This is a genomic window from Haemophilus sp. oral taxon 851 str. F0397, assembly GCF_000242295.1.
GTDB lineage: Bacteria > Pseudomonadota > Gammaproteobacteria > Enterobacterales > Pasteurellaceae > Haemophilus.
Map to the genome: position 1 here is coordinate 27,501 of NZ_JH591067.1, position 20,427 is coordinate 47,927.

Annotated in this window: 17 protein-coding genes and 1 riboswitch; of the genes, 9 read left to right on the top strand and 8 right to left on the bottom strand. The window is 39.4% G+C overall.

Features of this window, described 5'->3' with window-relative positions:
- Positions 1 to 66: 66 nt before the first annotated feature.
- The 4 genes from tsf to mtr form a co-directional block, all read right to left on the bottom strand.
- Positions 67 to 918, bottom strand: a complete 852-nt coding sequence (gene tsf / locus HMPREF9096_RS07790) for a translation elongation factor Ts (RefSeq protein WP_009499731.1) — start codon at positions 916 to 918, stop codon at positions 67 to 69.
- A 134-nt stretch (positions 919 to 1,052) separates the two neighbouring features.
- A complete protein-coding gene (rpsB, locus tag HMPREF9096_RS07785; RefSeq protein WP_005645552.1) occupies positions 1,053 to 1,775 on the bottom strand; it encodes a 30S ribosomal protein S2 in 723 nt (240 codons plus the stop codon).
- Between the two features lie 177 nt (positions 1,776 to 1,952).
- On the bottom strand, positions 1,953 to 2,717 hold the full coding sequence (locus tag HMPREF9096_RS07780; RefSeq protein WP_009499732.1) for a class I SAM-dependent methyltransferase: 765 nt from the start codon (positions 2,715 to 2,717) through the stop codon (positions 1,953 to 1,955).
- Positions 2,718 to 2,781: 64 nt separating this feature from the next.
- A complete protein-coding gene (mtr, locus tag HMPREF9096_RS07775) occupies positions 2,782 to 4,038 on the bottom strand; it encodes a tryptophan permease (RefSeq protein ID WP_009499733.1) in 1,257 nt (418 codons plus the stop codon).
- Positions 4,039 to 4,158: 120 nt separating this feature from the next.
- Between mtr and HMPREF9096_RS07770 the strand changes: the two genes are divergently transcribed.
- Positions 4,159 to 4,938 carry a M48 family metallopeptidase gene (locus HMPREF9096_RS07770; RefSeq protein ID WP_009499734.1) on the top strand — a complete coding sequence of 260 codons (780 nt, stop codon included), beginning with the start codon at positions 4,159 to 4,161 and terminating at the stop codon, positions 4,936 to 4,938.
- 96 nt (positions 4,939 to 5,034) lie between these two features.
- On the opposite strand, the gene HMPREF9096_RS07765 is transcribed toward HMPREF9096_RS07770, so the two are convergent.
- Entirely contained in the window at positions 5,035 to 6,249 is a 1,215-nt protein-coding gene (locus tag HMPREF9096_RS07765) for a pyridoxal phosphate-dependent aminotransferase (protein WP_005637314.1), read from the bottom strand.
- Between the two features lie 156 nt (positions 6,250 to 6,405).
- Between HMPREF9096_RS07765 and HMPREF9096_RS07760 the strand changes: the two genes are divergently transcribed.
- The 4 genes from HMPREF9096_RS07760 (at position 6,406) to HMPREF9096_RS07745 (ending at position 11,575) form a co-directional block, all read left to right on the top strand.
- A complete protein-coding gene (locus HMPREF9096_RS07760; RefSeq protein WP_009499736.1) occupies positions 6,406 to 7,677 on the top strand; it encodes an isochorismate synthase in 1,272 nt (423 codons plus the stop codon).
- 14 nt (positions 7,678 to 7,691) lie between these two features.
- Positions 7,692 to 9,398 carry a 2-succinyl-5-enolpyruvyl-6-hydroxy-3-cyclohexene-1-carboxylic-acid synthase gene (menD, locus tag HMPREF9096_RS07755; protein WP_032803227.1) on the top strand — a complete coding sequence of 569 codons (1,707 nt, stop codon included), beginning with the start codon at positions 7,692 to 7,694 and terminating at the stop codon, positions 9,396 to 9,398.
- A 61-nt stretch (positions 9,399 to 9,459) separates the two neighbouring features.
- Complete coding sequence (menH, locus tag HMPREF9096_RS07750; RefSeq protein ID WP_009499738.1) at positions 9,460 to 10,203, top strand: 2-succinyl-6-hydroxy-2,4-cyclohexadiene-1-carboxylate synthase; 744 nt, start codon at positions 9,460 to 9,462, stop codon at positions 10,201 to 10,203.
- 55 nt (positions 10,204 to 10,258) lie between these two features.
- Positions 10,259 to 11,575, top strand: coding sequence for an MFS transporter (locus HMPREF9096_RS07745; RefSeq protein ID WP_005634220.1), 1,317 nt, complete (start codon positions 10,259 to 10,261; stop codon positions 11,573 to 11,575).
- A gap of 74 nt (positions 11,576 to 11,649) precedes the next feature.
- Here HMPREF9096_RS07745 and raiA read toward each other — a convergent pair whose 3' ends face one another.
- From raiA to arcA, 3 genes are all read right to left on the bottom strand, one after another.
- Positions 11,650 to 11,973, bottom strand: coding sequence for a ribosome-associated translation inhibitor RaiA (gene raiA, locus HMPREF9096_RS07740; RefSeq protein WP_009499739.1), 324 nt, complete (start codon positions 11,971 to 11,973; stop codon positions 11,650 to 11,652).
- Between the two features lie 234 nt (positions 11,974 to 12,207).
- Positions 12,208 to 13,578 (bottom strand): sodium:alanine symporter family protein, encoded by a 1,371-nt coding sequence (locus HMPREF9096_RS07735; RefSeq protein ID WP_009499740.1) that lies wholly within the window; start codon positions 13,576 to 13,578, stop codon positions 12,208 to 12,210.
- Positions 13,579 to 13,689: 111 nt separating this feature from the next.
- A riboswitch (glycine riboswitch) is annotated at positions 13,690 to 13,800 on the bottom strand.
- A 198-nt stretch (positions 13,801 to 13,998) separates the two neighbouring features.
- The gene (gene arcA, locus HMPREF9096_RS07730) at positions 13,999 to 14,709 is read right to left on the bottom strand and encodes a two-component system response regulator ArcA (RefSeq protein ID WP_005627543.1); all 711 of its coding nucleotides are present in this window, start codon (positions 14,707 to 14,709) and stop codon (positions 13,999 to 14,001) included.
- A 190-nt stretch (positions 14,710 to 14,899) separates the two neighbouring features.
- Between arcA and HMPREF9096_RS07725 the strand changes: the two genes are divergently transcribed.
- From HMPREF9096_RS07725 to purD, 4 genes are all read left to right on the top strand, one after another.
- The gene (locus HMPREF9096_RS07725; protein ID WP_009499741.1) at positions 14,900 to 16,639 is read left to right on the top strand and encodes a protein-disulfide reductase DsbD; all 1,740 of its coding nucleotides are present in this window, start codon (positions 14,900 to 14,902) and stop codon (positions 16,637 to 16,639) included.
- A gap of 111 nt (positions 16,640 to 16,750) precedes the next feature.
- Entirely contained in the window at positions 16,751 to 17,155 is a 405-nt protein-coding gene (locus tag HMPREF9096_RS07720; protein ID WP_009499742.1) for a DoxX family protein, read from the top strand.
- Between the two features lie 181 nt (positions 17,156 to 17,336).
- The gene (gene purH, locus HMPREF9096_RS07715) at positions 17,337 to 18,935 is read left to right on the top strand and encodes a bifunctional phosphoribosylaminoimidazolecarboxamide formyltransferase/IMP cyclohydrolase (RefSeq protein ID WP_032803228.1); all 1,599 of its coding nucleotides are present in this window, start codon (positions 17,337 to 17,339) and stop codon (positions 18,933 to 18,935) included.
- 189 nt (positions 18,936 to 19,124) lie between these two features.
- A complete protein-coding gene (gene purD / locus HMPREF9096_RS07710; protein ID WP_009499744.1) occupies positions 19,125 to 20,414 on the top strand; it encodes a phosphoribosylamine--glycine ligase in 1,290 nt (429 codons plus the stop codon).
- The last annotated feature ends 13 nt before the right edge of the window (positions 20,415 to 20,427 follow it).

Here is a 20,427-nt window from a genome sequence, read left to right on the forward strand (position 1 = left end):
TTATCCTATAAAACAAATAAGCCCAACTTAAGTTGGGCTTATTAACATATCGTTATCTTTAAAGAATTACGCGTTACCGCCAGTGATTTTTGCTACTTCAGCAGCAAAGTCTTCTTCTTTTTTCTCGATACCTTCACCAACTTCTAAACGGATGAAGTTAGAAACAGAAGTGTTTACTGATTTTAAGAAGTCGCCTACTGATACAGAAGGATCCATTACAAATGGTTGTCCTGTTAATGAAACTTCACCAGTGAATTTCTTCATACGACCTTCAACCATTTTCTCTGCGATTTCTTTTGGTTTGCCAGAGTTAACAGCGATGTCGATTTGGATTTGGCGTTCGTGTTCAACTACTTCTGCTGATACATCTTCTGGATTTACGAATTCAGGTTTAGATGCCGCTACGTGCATTGCTACTTTTTTAAGTTCGTCAGCTGAACCTTCACCCGCAACTAATACACCGATTTTTGCGCCATGTAAGTATTGGGCAATTACTTGACCATCTAAGTAAGCAACACGACGAATATTCATGTTCTCACCGATTTTAGCGACTAATGCAGCACGTTTTTCTTCGAATTGTGCTTGTAATGCTTTGATAGTTGTACCTTTGTTTGCTGCTGCGAAATCAGCTACTTCGTTTGCTAAACCTAAGAAACCAGCATCTTTTGCTACGAAATCAGTTTCACAGTTCATTTCAACTAATACACCGAAACCATTTTCTACACGAGCAAGGATAACACCTTCAGCTGCAACACGGCCTGCTTTTTTAGCTGCTTTAGCTTGACCAGATTTACGCATGTTGTCGATTGCTAACTCGATATCACCGTTTGCTTCAACTAATGCTTTTTTACATTCCATCATACCTGCGCCGGTACGTTCACGAAGTTCTTTTACTAATGATGCTGTGATTTCAGCCATTTTAAAAATCCTCTGTCGAAAATGCGGTTTATTTTGACCGCACTTTTAGATAAAAATATAGGGGCTAAATTTTAGCCCCTATGCCAATTAATCGTTTGATTATTAAAGGGCTTCGCCTTATTGTAAAACTTAAATTATTCTGCGTCAGCTGCTAATTCTTCAGCAACTTGAGCTTCGTTACCACGACCTTCTTTAACCGCTGCTGCAGCTGCAGAAACGTAAAGTTGGATAGCACGAGTCGCATCATCGTTACCTGGGATAACGAAATCTACGCCAGCTGGAGTTGAGTTAGTATCAACGATAGCAAATACAGGAATACCTAGGTTGTTTGCTTCTTTAACTGCGATATGTTCGTGGTCAGCACCGATAACGAATAACGCATCTGGTAAGCCACCCATATCTTTGATACCGCCAAGGCTTAATTCAAGTTTTTCCATCTCACGGCTACGCATTAACGCTTCTTTTTTGGTTAATTTATCAAAAGTACCGTCTTGAGATTGGGTTTCTAAATCTTTTAAACGTTTAATTGATTGACGAACGGTTTTCCAGTTAGTCAACATACCACCTAACCAACGGTGGTTTACGTAATATTGCTGACAATCTAATGCTGCTGCTTGAACTGCTTCAGATGCTGCACGTTTTGTACCAACGAATAATACTTTACCGTTGTTGCTAGCAATGCGAGTTAATTCCGCTAAAGCTTCGTTGAATAAAGGTAAAGTTTTTTCTAAGTTGATGATGTGAACACCGTTACGAGCACCAAAAATGAAAGGTTTCATTTGTGGGTTCCAGTAACGAGTTTGGTGTCCGAAGTGTACGCCTGCGTTGATCATGTCGCGCATTGAAACTTGTGCCATAATATTTTCCTTTTGTTGGGGTTGAGCCTCCACATATCAGCTAATCGACCGTTTGGCACCCCGATTAAGCCTTGTTGATATGTGTGTGTTGTTAGTAATTAAAAAGCTGCTTTTGAAAGGCAAAAACAGCGGGGCGATTTATACCATAAAGTGCGGTTAAAAACCAGTTTATTTTGTTTATTTCTCTACTTTTCTTGCTTTGATAAATAACAATGGTGGGCGGTGGGATAAATCTTTAAATTCATTATGCCATTGCGGTTGATCGGCAAGCATTGGTTCTTCCATTTGCTCGATTTGAAACCCTGCATGAATTAAATTATTGATAATTGTCGCTGTTGTTCGATGATAGGTTTGAAACGGCTGTTTGAACCAATTTCTATCGCGTTTTCCTTCTTCTCGATAATGATTTAAACGATAAGCAACTTGCTGTTTTTTGTCATTTTTTTCCCAGCGATCACCTTCTTTGTGGCAGGTGGTTATTGGGTGTTCTTGTGAGAAAACCAATATGCCATTAGACGAGAGTTTGTTATGGATGGCTGATAATAATGCTGGAAAATTTTCAATATAATGAAAGGCGAAAGAGCTAGTAATCACATCAAAATGACGTTCTGGTAACTCAGCTAATTTTTCCATTGGTAAGTGATATAAGGAAAAACGCCCTGAAAATTCACCGCACTTTTGTAGATCTTTTTCAGCTTGTTCGAGCATTTTTTCTGAAAGATCGGTTCCAATCACTTTAGCCGCGCCTCGTTCTAGATAAAGTTGTAAATGCCCTCCCGTGCCACAGCCTAAATCGAGTAATTTTTTCCCTTTTAAATCAGGCAATAATGAGAGCATGGTGGGCTTTTCGACAATTTCATTGAGACTAATTGGATTTGCGCGGAGTTTCTGATAAAGATCAAAGAAGTTTTCTTTGTCATAAACGCTAGTTTTATTATTCATCTCGTATCCTATATTACAAATAAAAAGGGCGCATGATATACGCCCTTATTGTATCGAGTAAAACTTATCCTGTGAAATTGGCAAACCATCCTAAGTTTGCGCCGACTTGTGCCACAATGTTTAACACACCGAATAAGATCACAAAGCCAATCATAAAATTGCCACCGTAAACTTTATAACTCGCTTGTGGGAATTTTTGACGGCTTGCTTTAGCAAGAAGTGCAGGTACGATTGCAGCCCAAATGGTTGCTGCTAATCCTGCATAACCAATGGCAATCACAAAGCCATAAGGGAATTGTAAACTTAATAATAGCGGTGGTAAAAATGTCACCAACGTAGTTTTTGTTCGTCCTAACAATCTGTCATCAAATTTAAACAGATCCGCAATATAGTCAAATAAGCCTAAAGTTACGCCTAAGAATGACGTAGCAATTGCCATATAAGCAAAGAAATTTAATGCGACGGCAAGGTATTCTACTTCAATATATTTATGTAACGCCTCTAGTAATGCGGAAACATCGCCGCCTTTTTCAATTACTGGGGCAAATTCGTTGCGTGGTAAATTGCCTTGCACAGCAAGTTGCCATAAAACATAAATCACAAGTGCTAATCCCGTACCGATAAAGATTGATTTCATGACTCGGCGACCATCACGATTGTAATATTTTACTAAGCTCGGCACATTTCCGTGGAAACCAAAAGACACCAAGCAAACTGGAAGTGCGGTGAATAAATAAGGTAAATATGTTTGATCGCCTTCAGCAACGGTATTGAATAAAACTTCTGTTTTTACAGAGCTTAATAAACCAGTAGTAGAAAGGAAAAACGCGACAACCATCCCGACAATTAACACGGTTGTGAAACGATCCACAGCTTTGGTTGAAAGCCACACGAAGGCTGCAAGGATAAGACAGAAAATTAAAGATCCTGAAGTTCTTCCAATATCCACCGTACTTTCAGCAGAACTGAATGCTTGGTTGAGTAGATTTTGTGTAATGCCTCCGCCTGAGGTTATATAGGCATAAGTCAAAATATACAAGACGAAAGCAACGGAAAGGCCGTTGATAATATTCCAACTTTTTCCTAATAAATCTTTAACGATGGTGTCAAAACTTGAACCTGTTGGATAATGTAGATTAGCTTCTAGGATCATTAATCCTGATGTTGTCATACAAAACCAAGTATAAATTAAAGCCAGAATCGAACCAATAAACCATACACCAGACGTTGAAGTTGGGTTAGCCAGCATGCCTGCACCAATAGCTGTACCAGCGATGATCATAGCACCGCCCAAGAGAGAAGGTGATCTTTGTTGTGTCATAAAATGCCTCTAAAATAAATTTGCACTATTATAGTAGTGCAAAAGGAAAGTGCAATATATTTATATCGACAAAAAATAATAAATTTATATAATCTGCTTCAGTTCAAAAAAGGATAACTTATGAAAAAACAACTGAAAAGTTTTGCTTTTGCGCTATTAGCTAGTTCACTTATAACGGCTTGTGCTGATTCGGCTTCTATAAATCGAGAGGCTGCGAGTAGTTATGCACAAGAAATGGGAAAAATTCGTACTCATGGTGCAATTGATACTTCATCAAATACTGCAAAACGAATTCACCATGTGTTTCATAAAATGGTGAATTATGCAAACCAAGCTAATGAAACTGGACAGCAGTTTAACTGGCAAATTAATGTTATTAAGTCAAAAGAATTGAATGCTTGGGCTATGCCAGGCGGTAAAATGGCGTTCTATACTGGGTTAGTTGATACTTTACAACTTAATGATAATGAAATCGCAGTTGTAATGGGGCATGAAATGGCTCATGCATTAAAAGAGCATGGTAAAGCTAAAACTAACTTTGGAACCGTGAGTAATATTGTTGGTGCCATTGGAGGAACAGCATTATCTATTGCAGTAGGGACGGATGTGACTGATTTGGTTTCGCTTACTAAAGATTTTGCTTTAGACAAACCTTATTCTCGTAGCGCTGAAACTGAAGCAGATGAAGTCGGACTAATGTTAATGGCTCGTTCTGGATACAACCCACAGGTAGCGCCAGGATTGTGGCAAAAAATGGCAAAAGTGTCTGGTGGTTCTCGAGGGGCTCTTGATGTGTTAGCTTCTACTCATCCTAGTGATCAGTCTCGTCAAGAAAACTTACAACGTTTATTACCTGAAGCGATGGAGCTTTATAAAGCCGCTAAAGATAAAAATGGCTAAATAAATTTAGTCAAAAAAATGACCGCACTTTATTTTTGAAATTTATAATAAAAAAGGGGACATTCAGTCCCCTTTGTAATTTTGTCAAAGCATACATTATTGACGGTAATCCGACAAAAATCTTGCTAATTTTGTAATGGCTTCTTCAAGTTGATTCACATAAGGAAGGGTGACAACACGGAAGTGATCTGGCGAATGCCAATTAAATCCTTTACCGTGCACAAGTAGTACTTTTTCTTGGCGGAGTAAATCCAGTACCATTTTTTCATCACTGTGAATATTGAATTTTTTCACATCAATTTTCGGGAACATATACATCGCCCCCATAGGTTTCACGCAAGTAATACCCGGAATTTGAGTGATGAGATCATAGGCTTTATTACGTTGCTCAAGTAATCGACCGCCTGGCAAAATAAACTCATTAATACTTTGATAGCCACCAAGTGCGGTTTGAATTGCATGTTGCATTGGTACGTTAGCGCATAAACGCATTGATGCCAGCATATCCAAGCCTTCAATATAACCTTTCGCATTATGTTTTGGGCCGTTTAAAATCATCCAACCTTGGCGGAAGCCTGCAACTCGATAAGCTTTTGACAAACCATTCAGAGTAACGGTTAATAAATCAGGAGCAAGTGCGGCAATATGATGATGTACTGCGCCATCATATAAAATTTTGTCGTAGATTTCGTCAGCGAAGATAATCAAATTATTTTGGCGAGCGATTTCTACAATTTCTTGTAATAATTCTTTGCTATACACTGCACCCGTTGGGTTGTTCGGGTTGATGATGACAATCGCTTTAGTTTTCGCATTCACTTTCGCTTTAATATCATCAATAGCGGGGAACCAATTTGCTTCTTCATCACAAAGGTAATGAACGGCTTTACCGCCAGAAAGTGTTACCGCAGCAGTCCAAAGCGGATAATCAGGCATCGGCACGAGTACTTCATCGCCATCATTGAGTAATGCTTGCATAGCCATTGTGATAAGCTCAGATACGCCGTTGCCAATATATACATCATTGACGGTCGCACCGTGAATCCCTTTTGATTGATAATATTGAACAATGGCTTTACGAGCAGAATATAAACCTTTTGAATCACAGTAGCCTTGCGCTGACGGCAAATTACGTAATACGTCAACCAAAATTTCATCAGGTGCTTCAAAGCCGAAAGGTGCGGGATTGCCGATATTAAGTTTTAAAATTTTATTGCCTTCTTCTTCTAAGCGTAGTGCTTCTTTGTGCACTGGTCCGCGAATGTCATAACATACGTGTTCTAATTTGTCGGATTTTGGGAATAATCGCATAGTGAAATCCTTTTGTTTCTAATAAATTTTTCGAGAAAATTGCGGTTAATTTACGCTGAATTTTCAATATTGAAAAGATTTTGTAAAAAAATTTTTTGTCATTAACAATCTGCGGTAGAATACGGCTAATTTTTTGTGTATTTAAAACAAAATCTAATGAGTTATTTAGCGCAGGCAATAGGCGAGTTAAAATCGCAAATTCACGCATATTTACAGCAATCAACGAATGAACTTGTCCGTTTTCAGGTGAAACTGGACAAGGTCGATTTGTTGGCGTGGCTGAAAGGTCAATCTGCGTATCCACAATTTTATTTACATTTTCGAGATGAAGCAAAAGCATTAGCTGCTATTGGTGAAGTGCGGTCATTTTCACAGTTAAATTTAGCGCAAGAGTTTATTGAAGAAAGTGGTTTTCCACTGGTAGGTGGTTTGAAATTTCAAGGTACCGCACAATTTGTATTACCCAAAATTCTTGTTGAACAGGATGAGAAAGGCGCGTTGGTATCATTTTTTGTGAAAGATGAACAAAGTGCTAATGATACCTTAGCCCACCTAAAAACTTTTGAAAATATCACCGCACTTTCTGCTTTGCCAAAACAAATTCCTTTGCATACAGGGCCTCGAGCTAACGAAAGAACTTGGTGTGATTGGGTAAATCAGGCTTTGGTAGAAATTAAAAGTGGAGAACTGACAAAAATTGTATTAGCCAATGAAACCACTTTTCATTTAAAGCAAGCGATTAATGCGTACGATTTTTTAGCAGAAAGCGAAAAACAAAATCAAGGTTGTTATCATTTTTTGTGGGCTGAAAATCCTCATTCAGTTTTTGTTGGTTCTACGCCAGAACGCCTATTTGTTCGTGAGTATAACTTGTTGCTAACCGAAGCTTTGGCAGGGACCGCATCAGTTTCTGAAAGTGAGGAAGAAACGCAATCTCAAGCTAATTGGTTGTTAAATGACGAGAAAAATTTAAAAGAAAATTGGTTGGTCGTAGAAGATATTTCGCAGAATTTACGTAATCAAGTAGAAAGTTTTGATGTAAGCAATGTAGAATTGAAACCGTTACGCAAAGTACAACATTTGATTCGTAAAATTCGTGCAAATTTGACCGCACATTATGCAGATGTAAATATATTAAAAGCGATTCATCCTACAGCTGCAGTATCTGGTTTGCCACAGCAACAGGCCAAAATAATTTTGTCAGAAATAGAAACCTTTGATCGTGGCTGGTATGCGGGAACATTGGGCGTGATGAGCGATGAATGTTCAGAGTTTTGTGTAGCGATTCGTTCTGCCTTTATTGAAGGTCATCGTATTCGTGTATTTGCTGGTGCGGGCATAGTGGCGGGCTCGCAGCCATTGGAAGAATGGAAAGAAATTGAACGTAAAGCAGCAGGGTTAATTTCCTTGTTTGCAGAAGAAAAATGATAACGGAGAAAAAAATGTCGGTAAGCGTGTTTAATCGTTGTTGGTCGAAAGTGATTTTAGAAACCTTGGTGCGCCAAGGCGTTTCTCACGTTTGTATCGCGCCAGGTTCGCGTTCGACACCTTTAACTCTTGAAGCTGTACGTTTGCAAAATGCGGGTTCGGTCACTTGTCATACACATTTTGATGAACGTGGTTTAGGTTTTTTTGCTTTGGGTATTGCTAAGGCAACTCAATCACCTGTTGCCATTATTGTGACATCAGGCACGGCAACTGCAAACCTTTATCCTGCCATTATTGAAGCACGCCAAACAGGTGTGAATTTATTTGTTTTAACTGCGGATCGTCCACCAGAACTTTGGGAGTGCGGTGCAAATCAGGCCATTTTACAGCAAAATATGTTCGGTCAGTATCCAGTTGCAAATGTTAATTTACCTAAACCGAATACGGATTATTCTGCGCAGTGGTTAATTTCTCTACTTGAACAGGCTGCCTTCCAACAAAAACAACAAGGTGGCGTTGTTCATATTAATGTACCATTTGACGAGCCACTGTATGATGCAACTGATGAGGAAGTCGATTCTCACACTTGGCTGCAGCCGTTACAACGCTGGTTAATTCAAACTAAGCCTTGGATGAATGTGGAAGCGCAACAGAACGAAGTATTAATGCATGAAAATTGGGATCATTGGCGTACCAAACGTGGTGTCGTTGTGGTTGGTCAATTACCTGCAGAACAAGCTATGGGCATTAACTCTTGGGCAAGTGCAATGGGCTGGGTGTTACTGACGGATATTCAATCTGGTGTTGTTCCAACGACGCCTTATGAAGATATTTGGCTAGCGAATCAAACTGTTCGTGAAAAGCTTCTGCAAGCTGATATTGTTATTCAATTTGGTGCACGCTTTATTAGTAAACGAATTAATCAATTCTTACAGGCGTTTAAAGGTGAATTTTGGTTGGTTGAACAAAGTGGTAAAGCACTAGATCCTTACCATCATTCATTGACAAGATTTAATGCTAAAGTACATCATTGGTTGCGTGCACATCCTCCTTTACGCCAAAAGCCTTGGTTGCTTGAGCCGTTAGCTTTATCTAAGTTCTGTGCGACCTTTATTGAACAGCAAGTAGGCGGAAATTTAACGGAAGCCTCGCTCGCATTACGTTTACCAACACTTTTACCTTATAACGGTGTTTTATTTTTAGGTAATAGTTTACTTGTTCGTCTGGTTGATGCGCTAACTCAATTACCAGAAAGTTACCCTGTTTATACCAATCGTGGCGCAAGTGGAATTGATGGTTTGTTGGCTACGGCTGCTGGAATTGGTATTGGTTCAAATAAACCTGTTGTTGCAGTGATTGGCGATACGTCCACTTTATATGATTTGAATTCTTTCGCATTATTCAAAAATGTTACGCAACCAACTGTAATCTTTGTGATCAATAATAATGGCGGCGCAATTTTTGATATGTTACCTGTGGATGAACAAGTCAAAGATCAGTTCTACCGATTACCGCATAATGGCGATTTTTCTCAAATCGCGGCAATGTTCGATCTTAAATACGCTCATCCTTATACTTGGGCAGATCTCAATTCTGTTGTGAAACAGGCTTATAGTCGTCGCAAGGCAACGTTAATTGAAATTAAAACGAATCCGAGTGATGGTAGCGGTTTATATAAACGCTTAATCGAGCAAATTAGTCACGCCGTGATTGGTGCTTAAGTATTCTGTAGGTGGGCTTTAGCCCCGCCATATTTTATTATTTCTATCAATAATCCCTTCAATGATAAACATCATTTTTCTTCACGGACTTCTTGGTACAAAAGAGGACTGGCAAAAAGTTATTGAAAATCTACCGCACTTTAATTGTATTGCGTTAGATTTGCCTTTTCACGGGCAAGCTAAAGATATTGAAGTCACAAATTTTGAAGAAACGGCGGAGTATTTGGCTCAGCAAATTAAAAGTGCGGTGAAAAATGAACCGTATTTTCTTGTTGGGTATTCTCTAGGTGGACGGAGCGCTTTGTACTATGCGCTGAAAGCTCAGGTGGAACGCTCTAATTTGCAAGGTGTTATTTTAGAAGGGGTGAATCTAGGTTTAAAAACCAACGAAGAAAAGCAGGCCCGTTTTAAGCAGGATTTTGAGTGGGCGCAACGTTTTATACAAGAATCGCCAGAAAATGTATTAAATGATTGGTATCAACAGCCCGTGTTTTCTCATTTGACCGCAGAAGAAAGACTGCAGTTAGTTGAAAAACGAAAATCAAATTGCGGTGAAAATATTGGCAAGATGCTGCTGGCGACAAGTCTATCTAAACAACCTGATTTTAGTGAAAAAGTGCGGTTAAGTTCTTTGCCATTTTTTTATTTTTGTGGGGAACGAGATCATAAGTTCCAAGTTTTAGCCAAAGAAAATCAAATTAATTTAGTAACCATTCCTTCCGCTGGGCATAACTCACATTTAGAAAATTCAAAATATTTCTCTGAAAAAATAGAAAATTGCATATTAAAAATTGCTAGACCTTAGTTAAAATGCTAGGATTCAATCCTTTCTCTTTATAATAAACTACTAAGGAAACACAATGTCTACACAACTTCGTAATAATCCGATGAAAGTGGCGTTAGCCTCGATGGTCGGTACTGCAATCGAATTTTTTGATTATTATATTTATGCGGCTGCCGCTGTATTAGTTTTCAATACGCAATTTTTCCATAGCGATGATCCGCTTTCTAATGATTTACTTTCTCTTTCTACGCTTGCGCTTGCATTTTTTGCACGTCCTATTGGTTCGGCATTATTTGGTCACTTCGGCGATAAAATTGGTCGTAAAAAAACCTTGGTTGCCTCCCTTGTTTTAATGGGTGGTTCAACGGTAGTAATTGGCTTACTTCCTAACTATGCTCAAATCGGTATCTGGGCGCCAATTTTGCTTTGCGTATGCCGTGTTGGTCAAGGTATTGGACTCGGTGGTGAATGGGGCGGTGCAGCTTTAGTCGCCACAGAAAATGCGCCAGAAGGCAAACGAGCTTGGTACGGTACTTTCCCTCAATTAGGTGCGCCAATTGGCTTATTTGTAGCGAATGCAACATTTTTCTTAGTTAGCTATTTCCTCGGTCAAGATGCGCTTGTGGAATGGGCATGGCGTATTCCGTTTGTATCTTCTGTTTTATTAGTTGCGGTTGGCTTATATGTTCGCTTAACTTTGCACGAAAGCCATGTATTTGTGGAAGCGGAGCAAAAAGGGAAAAAATTGAATGCACCAGTGAGTGTTGTTTTTACTAAACACTTAAAACCAATGGTTATTGGCACATTTATCATGGTGGCAACTTATTCTCTGTTTTACATTATGACGGCTTTTGCTCAGGCATATTCTCGAACAGCACCAAAGCTTTCTGAAGCAGGTTATGCGCTTGGCTTAGGTATCCCAGCAAATACATTTACTGGCTTGTTATTAATTAGTGCTATTGTATTTGGTATCTTTATCAGTATTTCTGGTGTTTATGCCGATAAAATTGGTCGCCGTAAATGGTTAATTTGGGTGACTGTAGCTGTTGGTGTGCTCGGTTTAACCATGCCATTCTTCTTAGAAAATGGTACACCAATGAGTGTATTTGCATTTTTAGTAATTGGTATGGCGATCATGGGGATGACATTTGGTCCAATGGCTGCGCTATTACCAGAATTATTTCCAACGGAAGTGCGTTATTCAGGCGCATCTCTCGCCTATAATTTGGCATCCATTATTGGTGCAACGATTGCGGCGATGATTTCTTTAAAAATTAATGCATCATTTGGTGTGATGGGCGTAGGTATTTATTTAGCAATCAATGCACTCATGACCCTATTGGCATTATTAGCGTCAAAAGAAACTAAAAATGTAGATTTAACACAAATCTAATCCTAGTTAAGAAAAAAGAGCGGTGAAAAATTTCACCGCTCTTTTGCTTTTCTTTGTTTAGTTTATTTTCAATATTAGCTTTCAAACGAATCTTTTAAGCGTTCATCTGCTCGACGAGATTCACTTTTATGTTGAAGTTTATTAAGCTGGCGTTCCAATTTTTCCTCAACTTCATTAATTGCTTTATACATATCATCTGAGGTTGCACTTGCCAATAAATTGCCCAGTGGCGTGCCAATAGATGCTTCTACAGTAAATCCATTCGGTACTTTGTTTAAAACAAAATGGGGGTTAATTAACTGTGTTTGCCATTTACCTAATTTCGCGAGTCTTTCCTCCACGTGTTCACGAATTGCAGGGGTGATTTCCATTTGTTTGCTGGTGATATTAAGTGTCATAGCATTTACCTCTTTGTTGCGTGATTTACAGTTTTCTTTAACTACAAAATAGCTTTCTTAATTCGGGTTTTCAAGGGCTTTAAGAGGAAATGTCAAAGTAATTTTTAAAAATATGATCTATGTCTAATTTCTGAAAAAAGCTGCTTTTCTTTCTAAGATAAGTTGTTAAGATGAGAGATTGTGATAAGAAAAAAGGTGTGAATATTGATTGTATCCATACCTTTTTTCATTTGATTATTCTACGATTTCATCTTGATCGTGATGATTTATTTTCAAGCGTTGGAAATAATCTTTTGTTTCTTCAATCACAACTTTTCGCAATCCAATGAGTGCGATGAGATTTGGAAAGGCCATTAAACCATTTACGATATCAGCGATAATCCATATTAAATTTAAGTGTAAGAATGAGCCTAACCCTACCAACACAATATAAGCTAAACGATATAGTTTTACGCCACGAATCCCAACGAGATAAACAAAGCAACGTTCACCATAGTAACACCAGCCTAAAATAGTTGTGAATGCAAAGAATAATAAACCGACGGTTACAATCGTTGCGCCAATTGATGCCCCTAAACCTTGTGCAAAGGCGTAGTTTGTGACTGTTGCACCCGCTAATTCAGGGTTATTCCAAGCGCCTGTTAACACTAATACAATACCTGTCATTGTACAAACGATGATGGTATCCAAGAATGTTCCTGTCATAGAAATTAAGCCTTGGCGAACAGGCTCACGAGTTTGTGCCGCTGCAGCTGCAATTGGTGCGCTTCCTAAACCAGATTCATTGGAGAAAATACCTCGAGCGACGCCTGATTGAATAGCCTTCATTACAGTGAAGCCAACAGCCCCACCTAGCGCAGCTTGCGGATTAAAAGCACTATAAATAATTAATGAGATCGCATCTGGTACTTTTTCTATATTTAAAAGGATAATAACCAGTGAAGTTGTGACGTATAAAATCGCCATAAACGGCACAATTACCGATGATGCAGTTGCGATGCGTTTTACACCACCAAGAATGATTAAGCCGACTAAAAGCGTCACAATAATTGCAGTAACTAAAACAGGAATATTAAAAGTATCTTGCATTGCATGGGTAATCGCATTGACCTGTGGGAATGTACCGATCCCAAAAAAGGCAACCATTACACCAAATAATGCAAATAATTTTGCTAGCCATTTGATGCCTAGCCCGCGTTCAATGTAATACATTGGGCCGCCAGCCATAAAGCCATTTTTATCGCGAACACGGTATTTAACCGCAAGTAAACATTCGGCATATTTTGTTGCCATTCCTAACAAGGCGACCAACCACATCCAAAAAATAGCGCCAGGTCCACCTGCTTGTACAGCAGTTGCAACACCCACAATATTCCCAGTTCCGATCGTTGCTGCTAATGCGGTACAAAGTGCGGCAAAAGATGAGACATCACCTTTTCCACCTTTATCTTTTTTAAATAAATAGCCCAATGCACGTGGTAAATAGCGAATTTGAATAAAGCCTAAACGTAGCGTTAAATAGAGCCCTGTGCCCGATAAGAGTATGAGTAGCGGTGCGCCCCAAATAAAGCTATCAATAGCTGAAAGAATTGACTCAATTGTCATGTGATTCCTCGTCGTTTAAATCAAAAATAAACACGACAAGAAGACGAAAAGATACAATGGAAAAGAAAGTGCGGTGAAAAGATAGATAATTTCCACACTTACGATAGATTGTCTTTTGCCCCTGTCCTTTTGCCTGAGCGTTTGAAAAACGATTAAAAAATTAACCGCTCTTTTGCGCCTTCGGCGTCCATTTCTAAAATGGATCTCTCCAAGGGTTCGTCCAGTAACAGTCCCTGCCATCGCACCTGAAAGATTTTACATCGTCGGTGTGGGGTCAATTCCCCGCTCTCCAGCTACCTTCATCCGAACTCACTTTTCATTGTGATAATCACAATAAAAGCGTATGGATTCTATCAAAATGGGAAATTAATTTCAAAAAGGAATTTTAAAATAGTCTCTCAGTTGATAGAAATAATGACTTTATTCTATATCCCCACAAAAACGATATCCTTCACCATGTACCGTCATAATGATATTTGGGGTATTAGGATGATCTTCAAAATGTTTTCTAATGCGTCGAATTGTGACATCTACGGTACGATCCTGAGGTTTCAATTCACGTCCAGTCATTTTTTTTAGTAATTCTTCGCGGGTTTGTAATTTTCCTGGATTTTCACAGAAATGTAGCATTGCACGAAATTCACTGCGAGGAAGTTTAAATTCTTGACCTTCTGGCGTAATTAAACTGTGACTATTTAAATCTAATTTCCAGCCATTAAAACGATAGAATTCTCGACCAAATGTATTTTCTTTTTCTTGATGTGGCATTGTGCGATGCAATAAATTTCGTGCACGGATAGTCAATTCTCGAGGGTTAAAAGGTTTGGTTAAATAATCGTCAGCACCGATTTCTAGCCCTAGAATTTTATCGACTTCATTATCACGACCAGTTAAGAAAATAAGTGGCAAGTTAAGTTCTTCGCGGAGCTCTCTTGCTAATAATAAACCGTTTTTACCCGGTAAATTAATATCCATTACAACCAAATTTATATTGTGGTTTTCTAACATGTGATGCATCTCTGCGCCATTTTCTGCTTCAAGCACATCATACCCTTCCGCTTCAAAAATCCCTTTAAGCGTATTTCGGGTAACGATTTCATCTTCAACAACGAGAATTTGTGGAGTAGCCATTTTCCATCCTTATACTTATTTTGATGTATGCTATCATGATTCCATTCTAGCGGTGTAACATTGTTGTAACAATAAAAAAGTGCGGTTATTTTTTATAAGATTTTCCTTTTTATGATCTAAATCATAGTTTTAGATATTCAAGTTTCTTTGTGATAGAATTTCGCGCATTTTTACTTTTTCTTTCAATTCTATGAAAAAACTTTTTCTTTTTTTTACACTGATTTTTACCGCACTTGCAGCTAATGCAGGCCTATTTGATAAAAAACAATCTTTCTTGAAAGTAGATGATGCTTTTGCATTCTCTGCCACTTTATCTACGGATAAAAGTCAGTTACAGGTTCATTGGGACATTGCCGATGGCTATTATCTATATCAAGATAAGATCAGTGCTGAATTAGTGGGTAAATCGGATTCTCTCACTTTGCATGCTCAGCAAACCGCTGAATTACATCAAGATCCTTATTTTGGTGAAGTGAAGGTGTTTACTCGCTCAATTGATGGCGTATTTAGCGGAGCATTTAGTCATTCTGATGATCAGCTTGAAATCACTTATCAAGGATGTACCGAAGGTTTTTGCTATCCGCCTGAAACTAAAGTATTACGAATTGGGGATTTAGCCGTTTCTCAAGAGAAAACTGTCGAAAAAACACTTGAAAAAAATACCGCACTTTTATCTGAACAAGATCGTTTAGCTGATGGTTTATTCCATAGTAAATGGGCGATTTTTGGTTTCTTCTTATTGGGATTAGGATTGGCTTTTACGCCTTGCGTATTGCCAATGTTACCGTTGCTTTCTGCCATTGTTATCGGTCAGCAACAACGTCCAAATATGATGCGAGCGTTTAGTTTAGCTTTTCTTTATGTTCAAGGCATGGCACTGACTTACACCTTGTTAGGGCTCGCAGTAGCGGCTATCGGTTTGCCGTTTCAAATTGCCTTGCAACATCCTTATGTGATGATCGGGCTTTCTATTTTATTTGTTGTTCTTGCCCTTTCAATGTTTGGCTTATTTACTATTCAATTGCCAAATAGCTTACAAAATAAATTGAATACATGGAGCCAAAAACAAACCTCAGGTGCTTTTGGCGGTTCCTTTGCGATGGGCATGATTGCTGGGCTTGTGGCATCACCTTGCACATCTGCACCACTTTCTGGTGCTTTACTTTATGTTGCGCAAAGTGGTGATTTATTCACAGGCGCAGCAACCCTTTATTTACTCGCACTTGGTATGGGCGTGCCGCTAATGTTAATCACATTGTTTGGTAATAAAATTTTGCCAAAATCAGGTGAGTGGATGAACACAGTGAAACAAACATTCGGCTTTGTTATGTTAGCGTTACCTGTGTTTTTACTTTCTCGTATTTTGCCTGAAGTATGGGAGCCACGCTTATGGGCTGGATTAGCGACAGCATTCTTTATTTGGTTTGCGTTGCAGATGCCTAAGAGTGGTTTTGGCTATTCCATTAAAATTATTAGTTTTGCGTTGGCTATGGTTTCCGTACAACCTTTGCAAAATTGGATTTGGCAAACTCAGGCAACAACAGAAAGTGCGGTAGAAAATAAGCCTGTTTCTCAGGTTAAATTTAAGCAAATTAAAAATATTGAAGAACTTGACCGCACTTTAGCGGAAAATCCGCATTCGATCGCAATGTTGGATTTATACGCGGATTGGTGTGTTGCTTGTAAAGAATTTGAAAAGCTGACTTTTTCAGATCCAAAAGTGCAACAGCAATTTCAAAATATCTTATTGTTACAAGTGAATATGACAAAGAATAGCCCAGAAAATAAAGCATTAATGGAGCGCTTTAATGTGATGGGATTACCCACAATTTTATTTTTTGATAAGCAAAATAATGAGATTCAAGGAAGTAGGGTAACGGGCTTTATGGATGCTGATTCTTTTTCTAGTTGGATTGAAAAGCTACTTTAGTTATTTTTTACTTTTGGTGAAAAGTATTTTTCAATTTTGATTATTGTTTAACTATCCGTTAAAGATTAATATGACGCCGTTTTAATTCATCTTTAAACAAAAGGAAAGCAAATGAACAATCTTGAAAAATATCGCCCTTATGTATTAACGCTATTACGCATCACTGCTGCTTACATGTTTATCTTACATGGCACAGCAAAATTTTGGGAGTTCCCAATTTCCATGACGGGTGGAAATGGTTCAGTCGGTGACTCTATGATGATTGTAGGTGGCGTGATTGAAATTGTTGGCTCAATCTTATTAATTTTAGGATTATTTACGCGCCCAGCTGCGTTTATTTTATCTGGCCAAATGGCTTTTGCGTATTTCTTTATGCATGTGGCTGGAAAAGGGAATTTACTATTTCCAATTGCAAATGGCGGTGAGCTTGCGTTACTTTATTCTGTACTCTTCTTATATTTTGTATTTTTTGGTGCAGGTGCTTGTGCCTTAGATAACAAGTTTTTTAAAAAGTAGTTTAGTTGTAGTTTCATAATTTAATCCTTTTATTTGCCCACATTTATGTGGGCTTTTTTATGCTTAAAATTTACCGCACTTTATTCTGATTACATTTTATTTAATCTTTTCTATATTTGCGCAAACGTTTGCGCTATAATTCACTCTGCTTATTTTTAACTATTTAATGAAGGAAAATGTAATGACAGATCGTCCAATTCGTCAGGCTTTACTGAGTGTTTCTGATAAAACCGGTATCGTAGAATTTGCTCAAGGCTTAGTACAGCGTGGTGTAAAACTACTTTCCACAGGCGGTACCGCAAAATTATTGGAGCAACATGGTTTACCGGTGACTGAAGTGTCTGATTATACGGGATTCCCAGAAATGATGGACGGTCGCGTGAAAACCTTACATCCAAAAGTGCATGGCGGGATTCTTGGTCGTCGTGGTACAGATGATGCCATCATGCAGCAACATGGCATTGAAGGCATTGATATGGTTGTCGTGAATTTATATCCGTTTGCAGCCACCGTGGCTAAACCAGATTGTACCTTGGCTGATGCGGTAGAAAATATCGATATTGGTGGCCCAACAATGGTACGTTCTGCAGCGAAAAACCATAAAGATGTGGCGATCGTGGTGAATAATCATGATTTCAATGCAATTCTTGCAGAGATGGATAAACATCAAAACAGCTTAACGCTTGAAACCCGTTTTGACCTTGCGATTAAAGCATTTGAACACACCGCGCAATACGATTCCATGATTGCCAATTATTTCGGACAATTGGTGAAACCTTATCATGTTGCTGCTGAAGAAGATTCAGAGGCTAAGTGCGGTCAATTCCCGCGGACTTTAAATTTGAATTTCGTGCGTAAACAAACTATGCGTTATGGCGAAAATGCCCATCAAAATGCCGCATTTTATGTGGATCTCAATGTAAAAGAAGCGAGTGTGGCAACAGCAAACCAACTGCAAGGTAAAGCCTTGTCTTACAATAATATTGCCGACACCGATGCAGCCCTTGAATGTGTGAAAGAATTTGATGAGCCGGCCTGCGTGATTGTTAAACACGCCAATCCGTGTGGTGTGGCTTTAGGCAAAGACATTTTAGAGGCCTACAACCGTGCCTATCAAACAGACCCAACCTCAGCCTTTGGCGGCATCATTTCTTTTAACCGTGAATTAGACGAAAAAACTGCGAATGAAATTGTGGAGCGCCAATTCGTTGAAGTGATTATTGCACCGAAAGTTTCTACTGAAGCACAAGAAGTGGTGAAACGTAAGAAAAATGTACGTTTGCTTGAATGTGGAGAATGGCAAGCACGTACCCAACGTTTAGATTTCAAACGCGTGAATGGCGGCTTGTTGGTGCAAGATGCGGATTTAGGTATGGTGGGCTTGGATGACTTAAAAGTGGTCAGTAAACGTCAACCAACTGAACAAGAATTAAAAGACTTATTATTCTGCTGGAAAGTGGCGAAATTTGTGAAATCCAATGCCATCGTTTATGCCAAAGACAATCAAACTATCGGCATTGGTGCAGGCCAAATGAGCCGCGTATATTCTGCGAAGATTGCGGGTATTAAGGCGCAGGATGAAGGTTTAACTGTAGCGGGTTGTGTGATGGCATCTGATGCTTTCTTCCCATTCCGTGATGGCATTGATGCGGCGGCGAAAGTAGGGATTCAATGTGTTATCCATCCAGGCGGCTCAATGCGCGATCAGGAAGTGATTGATGCCGCAGATGAGCATAATATGGTGATGGTATTGACCGGAATGCGGCATTTTAGACATTAATTTATGTCGTCACTTCGCTCAATGAGCGACTTACTTTTTTACTTATCCCCCCTCTTTCGTAAAGAGGGGCTGGGGAGAGATTTAAACGATGCTAAATGTACTATGAGGTTGAAATAACTTCTGCTAAATCTCCCCTACCCCTCTTTGCTAAAGAGGGGATTAAATTCAAAAAGACACAAGGACTACAACATGAACATCCTCATCATCGGAAATGGCGGTCGTGAACACGCCTTGGCTTGGAAAACTGCACAATCTCCACTAGCAGATAAAGTTTTTGTCGCACCAGGCAACGCGGGTACCGCATTGGAACACAAAGTAGAAAACGTGAATATTTCTGCGACTGATGTTCCCGCATTAGTGAAATTTGCTCAAGATAACCAAATTGGATTGACAATTGTAGGACCGGAAGCCCCGTTAGTGATTGGTGTGGTTGATGAATTTCGTAAGGCTGGACTAAAAATTTTTGGCCCGACTCAAGCGGCGGCACAATTGGAAGGTTCAAAAGCATTCACCAAAGATTTTTTAGCTCGTCATAAAATCCCAACAGCGGAATATCAAAACTTCACCGAAGTCGAACCGGCATTGGCTTATTTGCGTGAAAAAGGCGCGCCGATTGTCGTTAAAGCGGATGGCTTGGCGGCAGGCAAAGGCGTGATCGTCGCGATGACGTTGCAAGAAGCGGAAGAGGCTGTGCGCGATATGCTTTCCGGCAATGCCTTTGGTGAAGCCGGCAGTCGAGTGGTCATTGAAGAATTTTTAGATGGAGAAGAGGCGAGCTTTATCGTCATGGTGGACGGCAAAAACGTCGAACCTATGGCGACTAGTCAAGATCATAAACGCGTGGGCGAAAATGATACAGGCTTAAATACTGGCGGTATGGGCGCGTATTCGCCTGCGCCAGTGGTGACACCAGAAATTCATGATCGCATTATGCGAGAAGTGATTTATCCAACGGTTAACGGCATGGCGGCAGAAGGCAATGTTTACACGGGTTTCTTGTATGCCGGTTTGATGATCATGCCAAATGGACAGCCGAAAGTGATCGAATTTAACTGTCGTTTCGGTGATCCGGAAACCCAACCGATTATGTTACGTTTGGAATCGGATTTGGTGGAACTTTGTCTTAAAGCCTGTGATGGCAAATTGGATGAAGTAAGATCCCAATGGAACTCGAAGGCTTCTTTAGGTATCGTATTAGCAGCAGAAGGTTATCCGGGTGATTACCGCAAAGGCGATGAAATCAGCGGTTTGCCTCAAAGTGCTGTCGAAAATGAGAAAGTTTTCTTGGCGGGCGTAGAAGCGAAAGCGGGCAAGTTAGTTACCAATGGAGGCCGCGTGCTTTGCGCTACGGCATTGAGTGAAAGCGTATTTGAGGCACAACAGAAAGCGTTAAAATTGGCTGAGCAAATTCAATGGTCTGGGCGTTTTTATCGTCGAGACATTGGTTACCGAGCTGTGGAACGAGAATTGCAAAAATAATTCATATCATTAT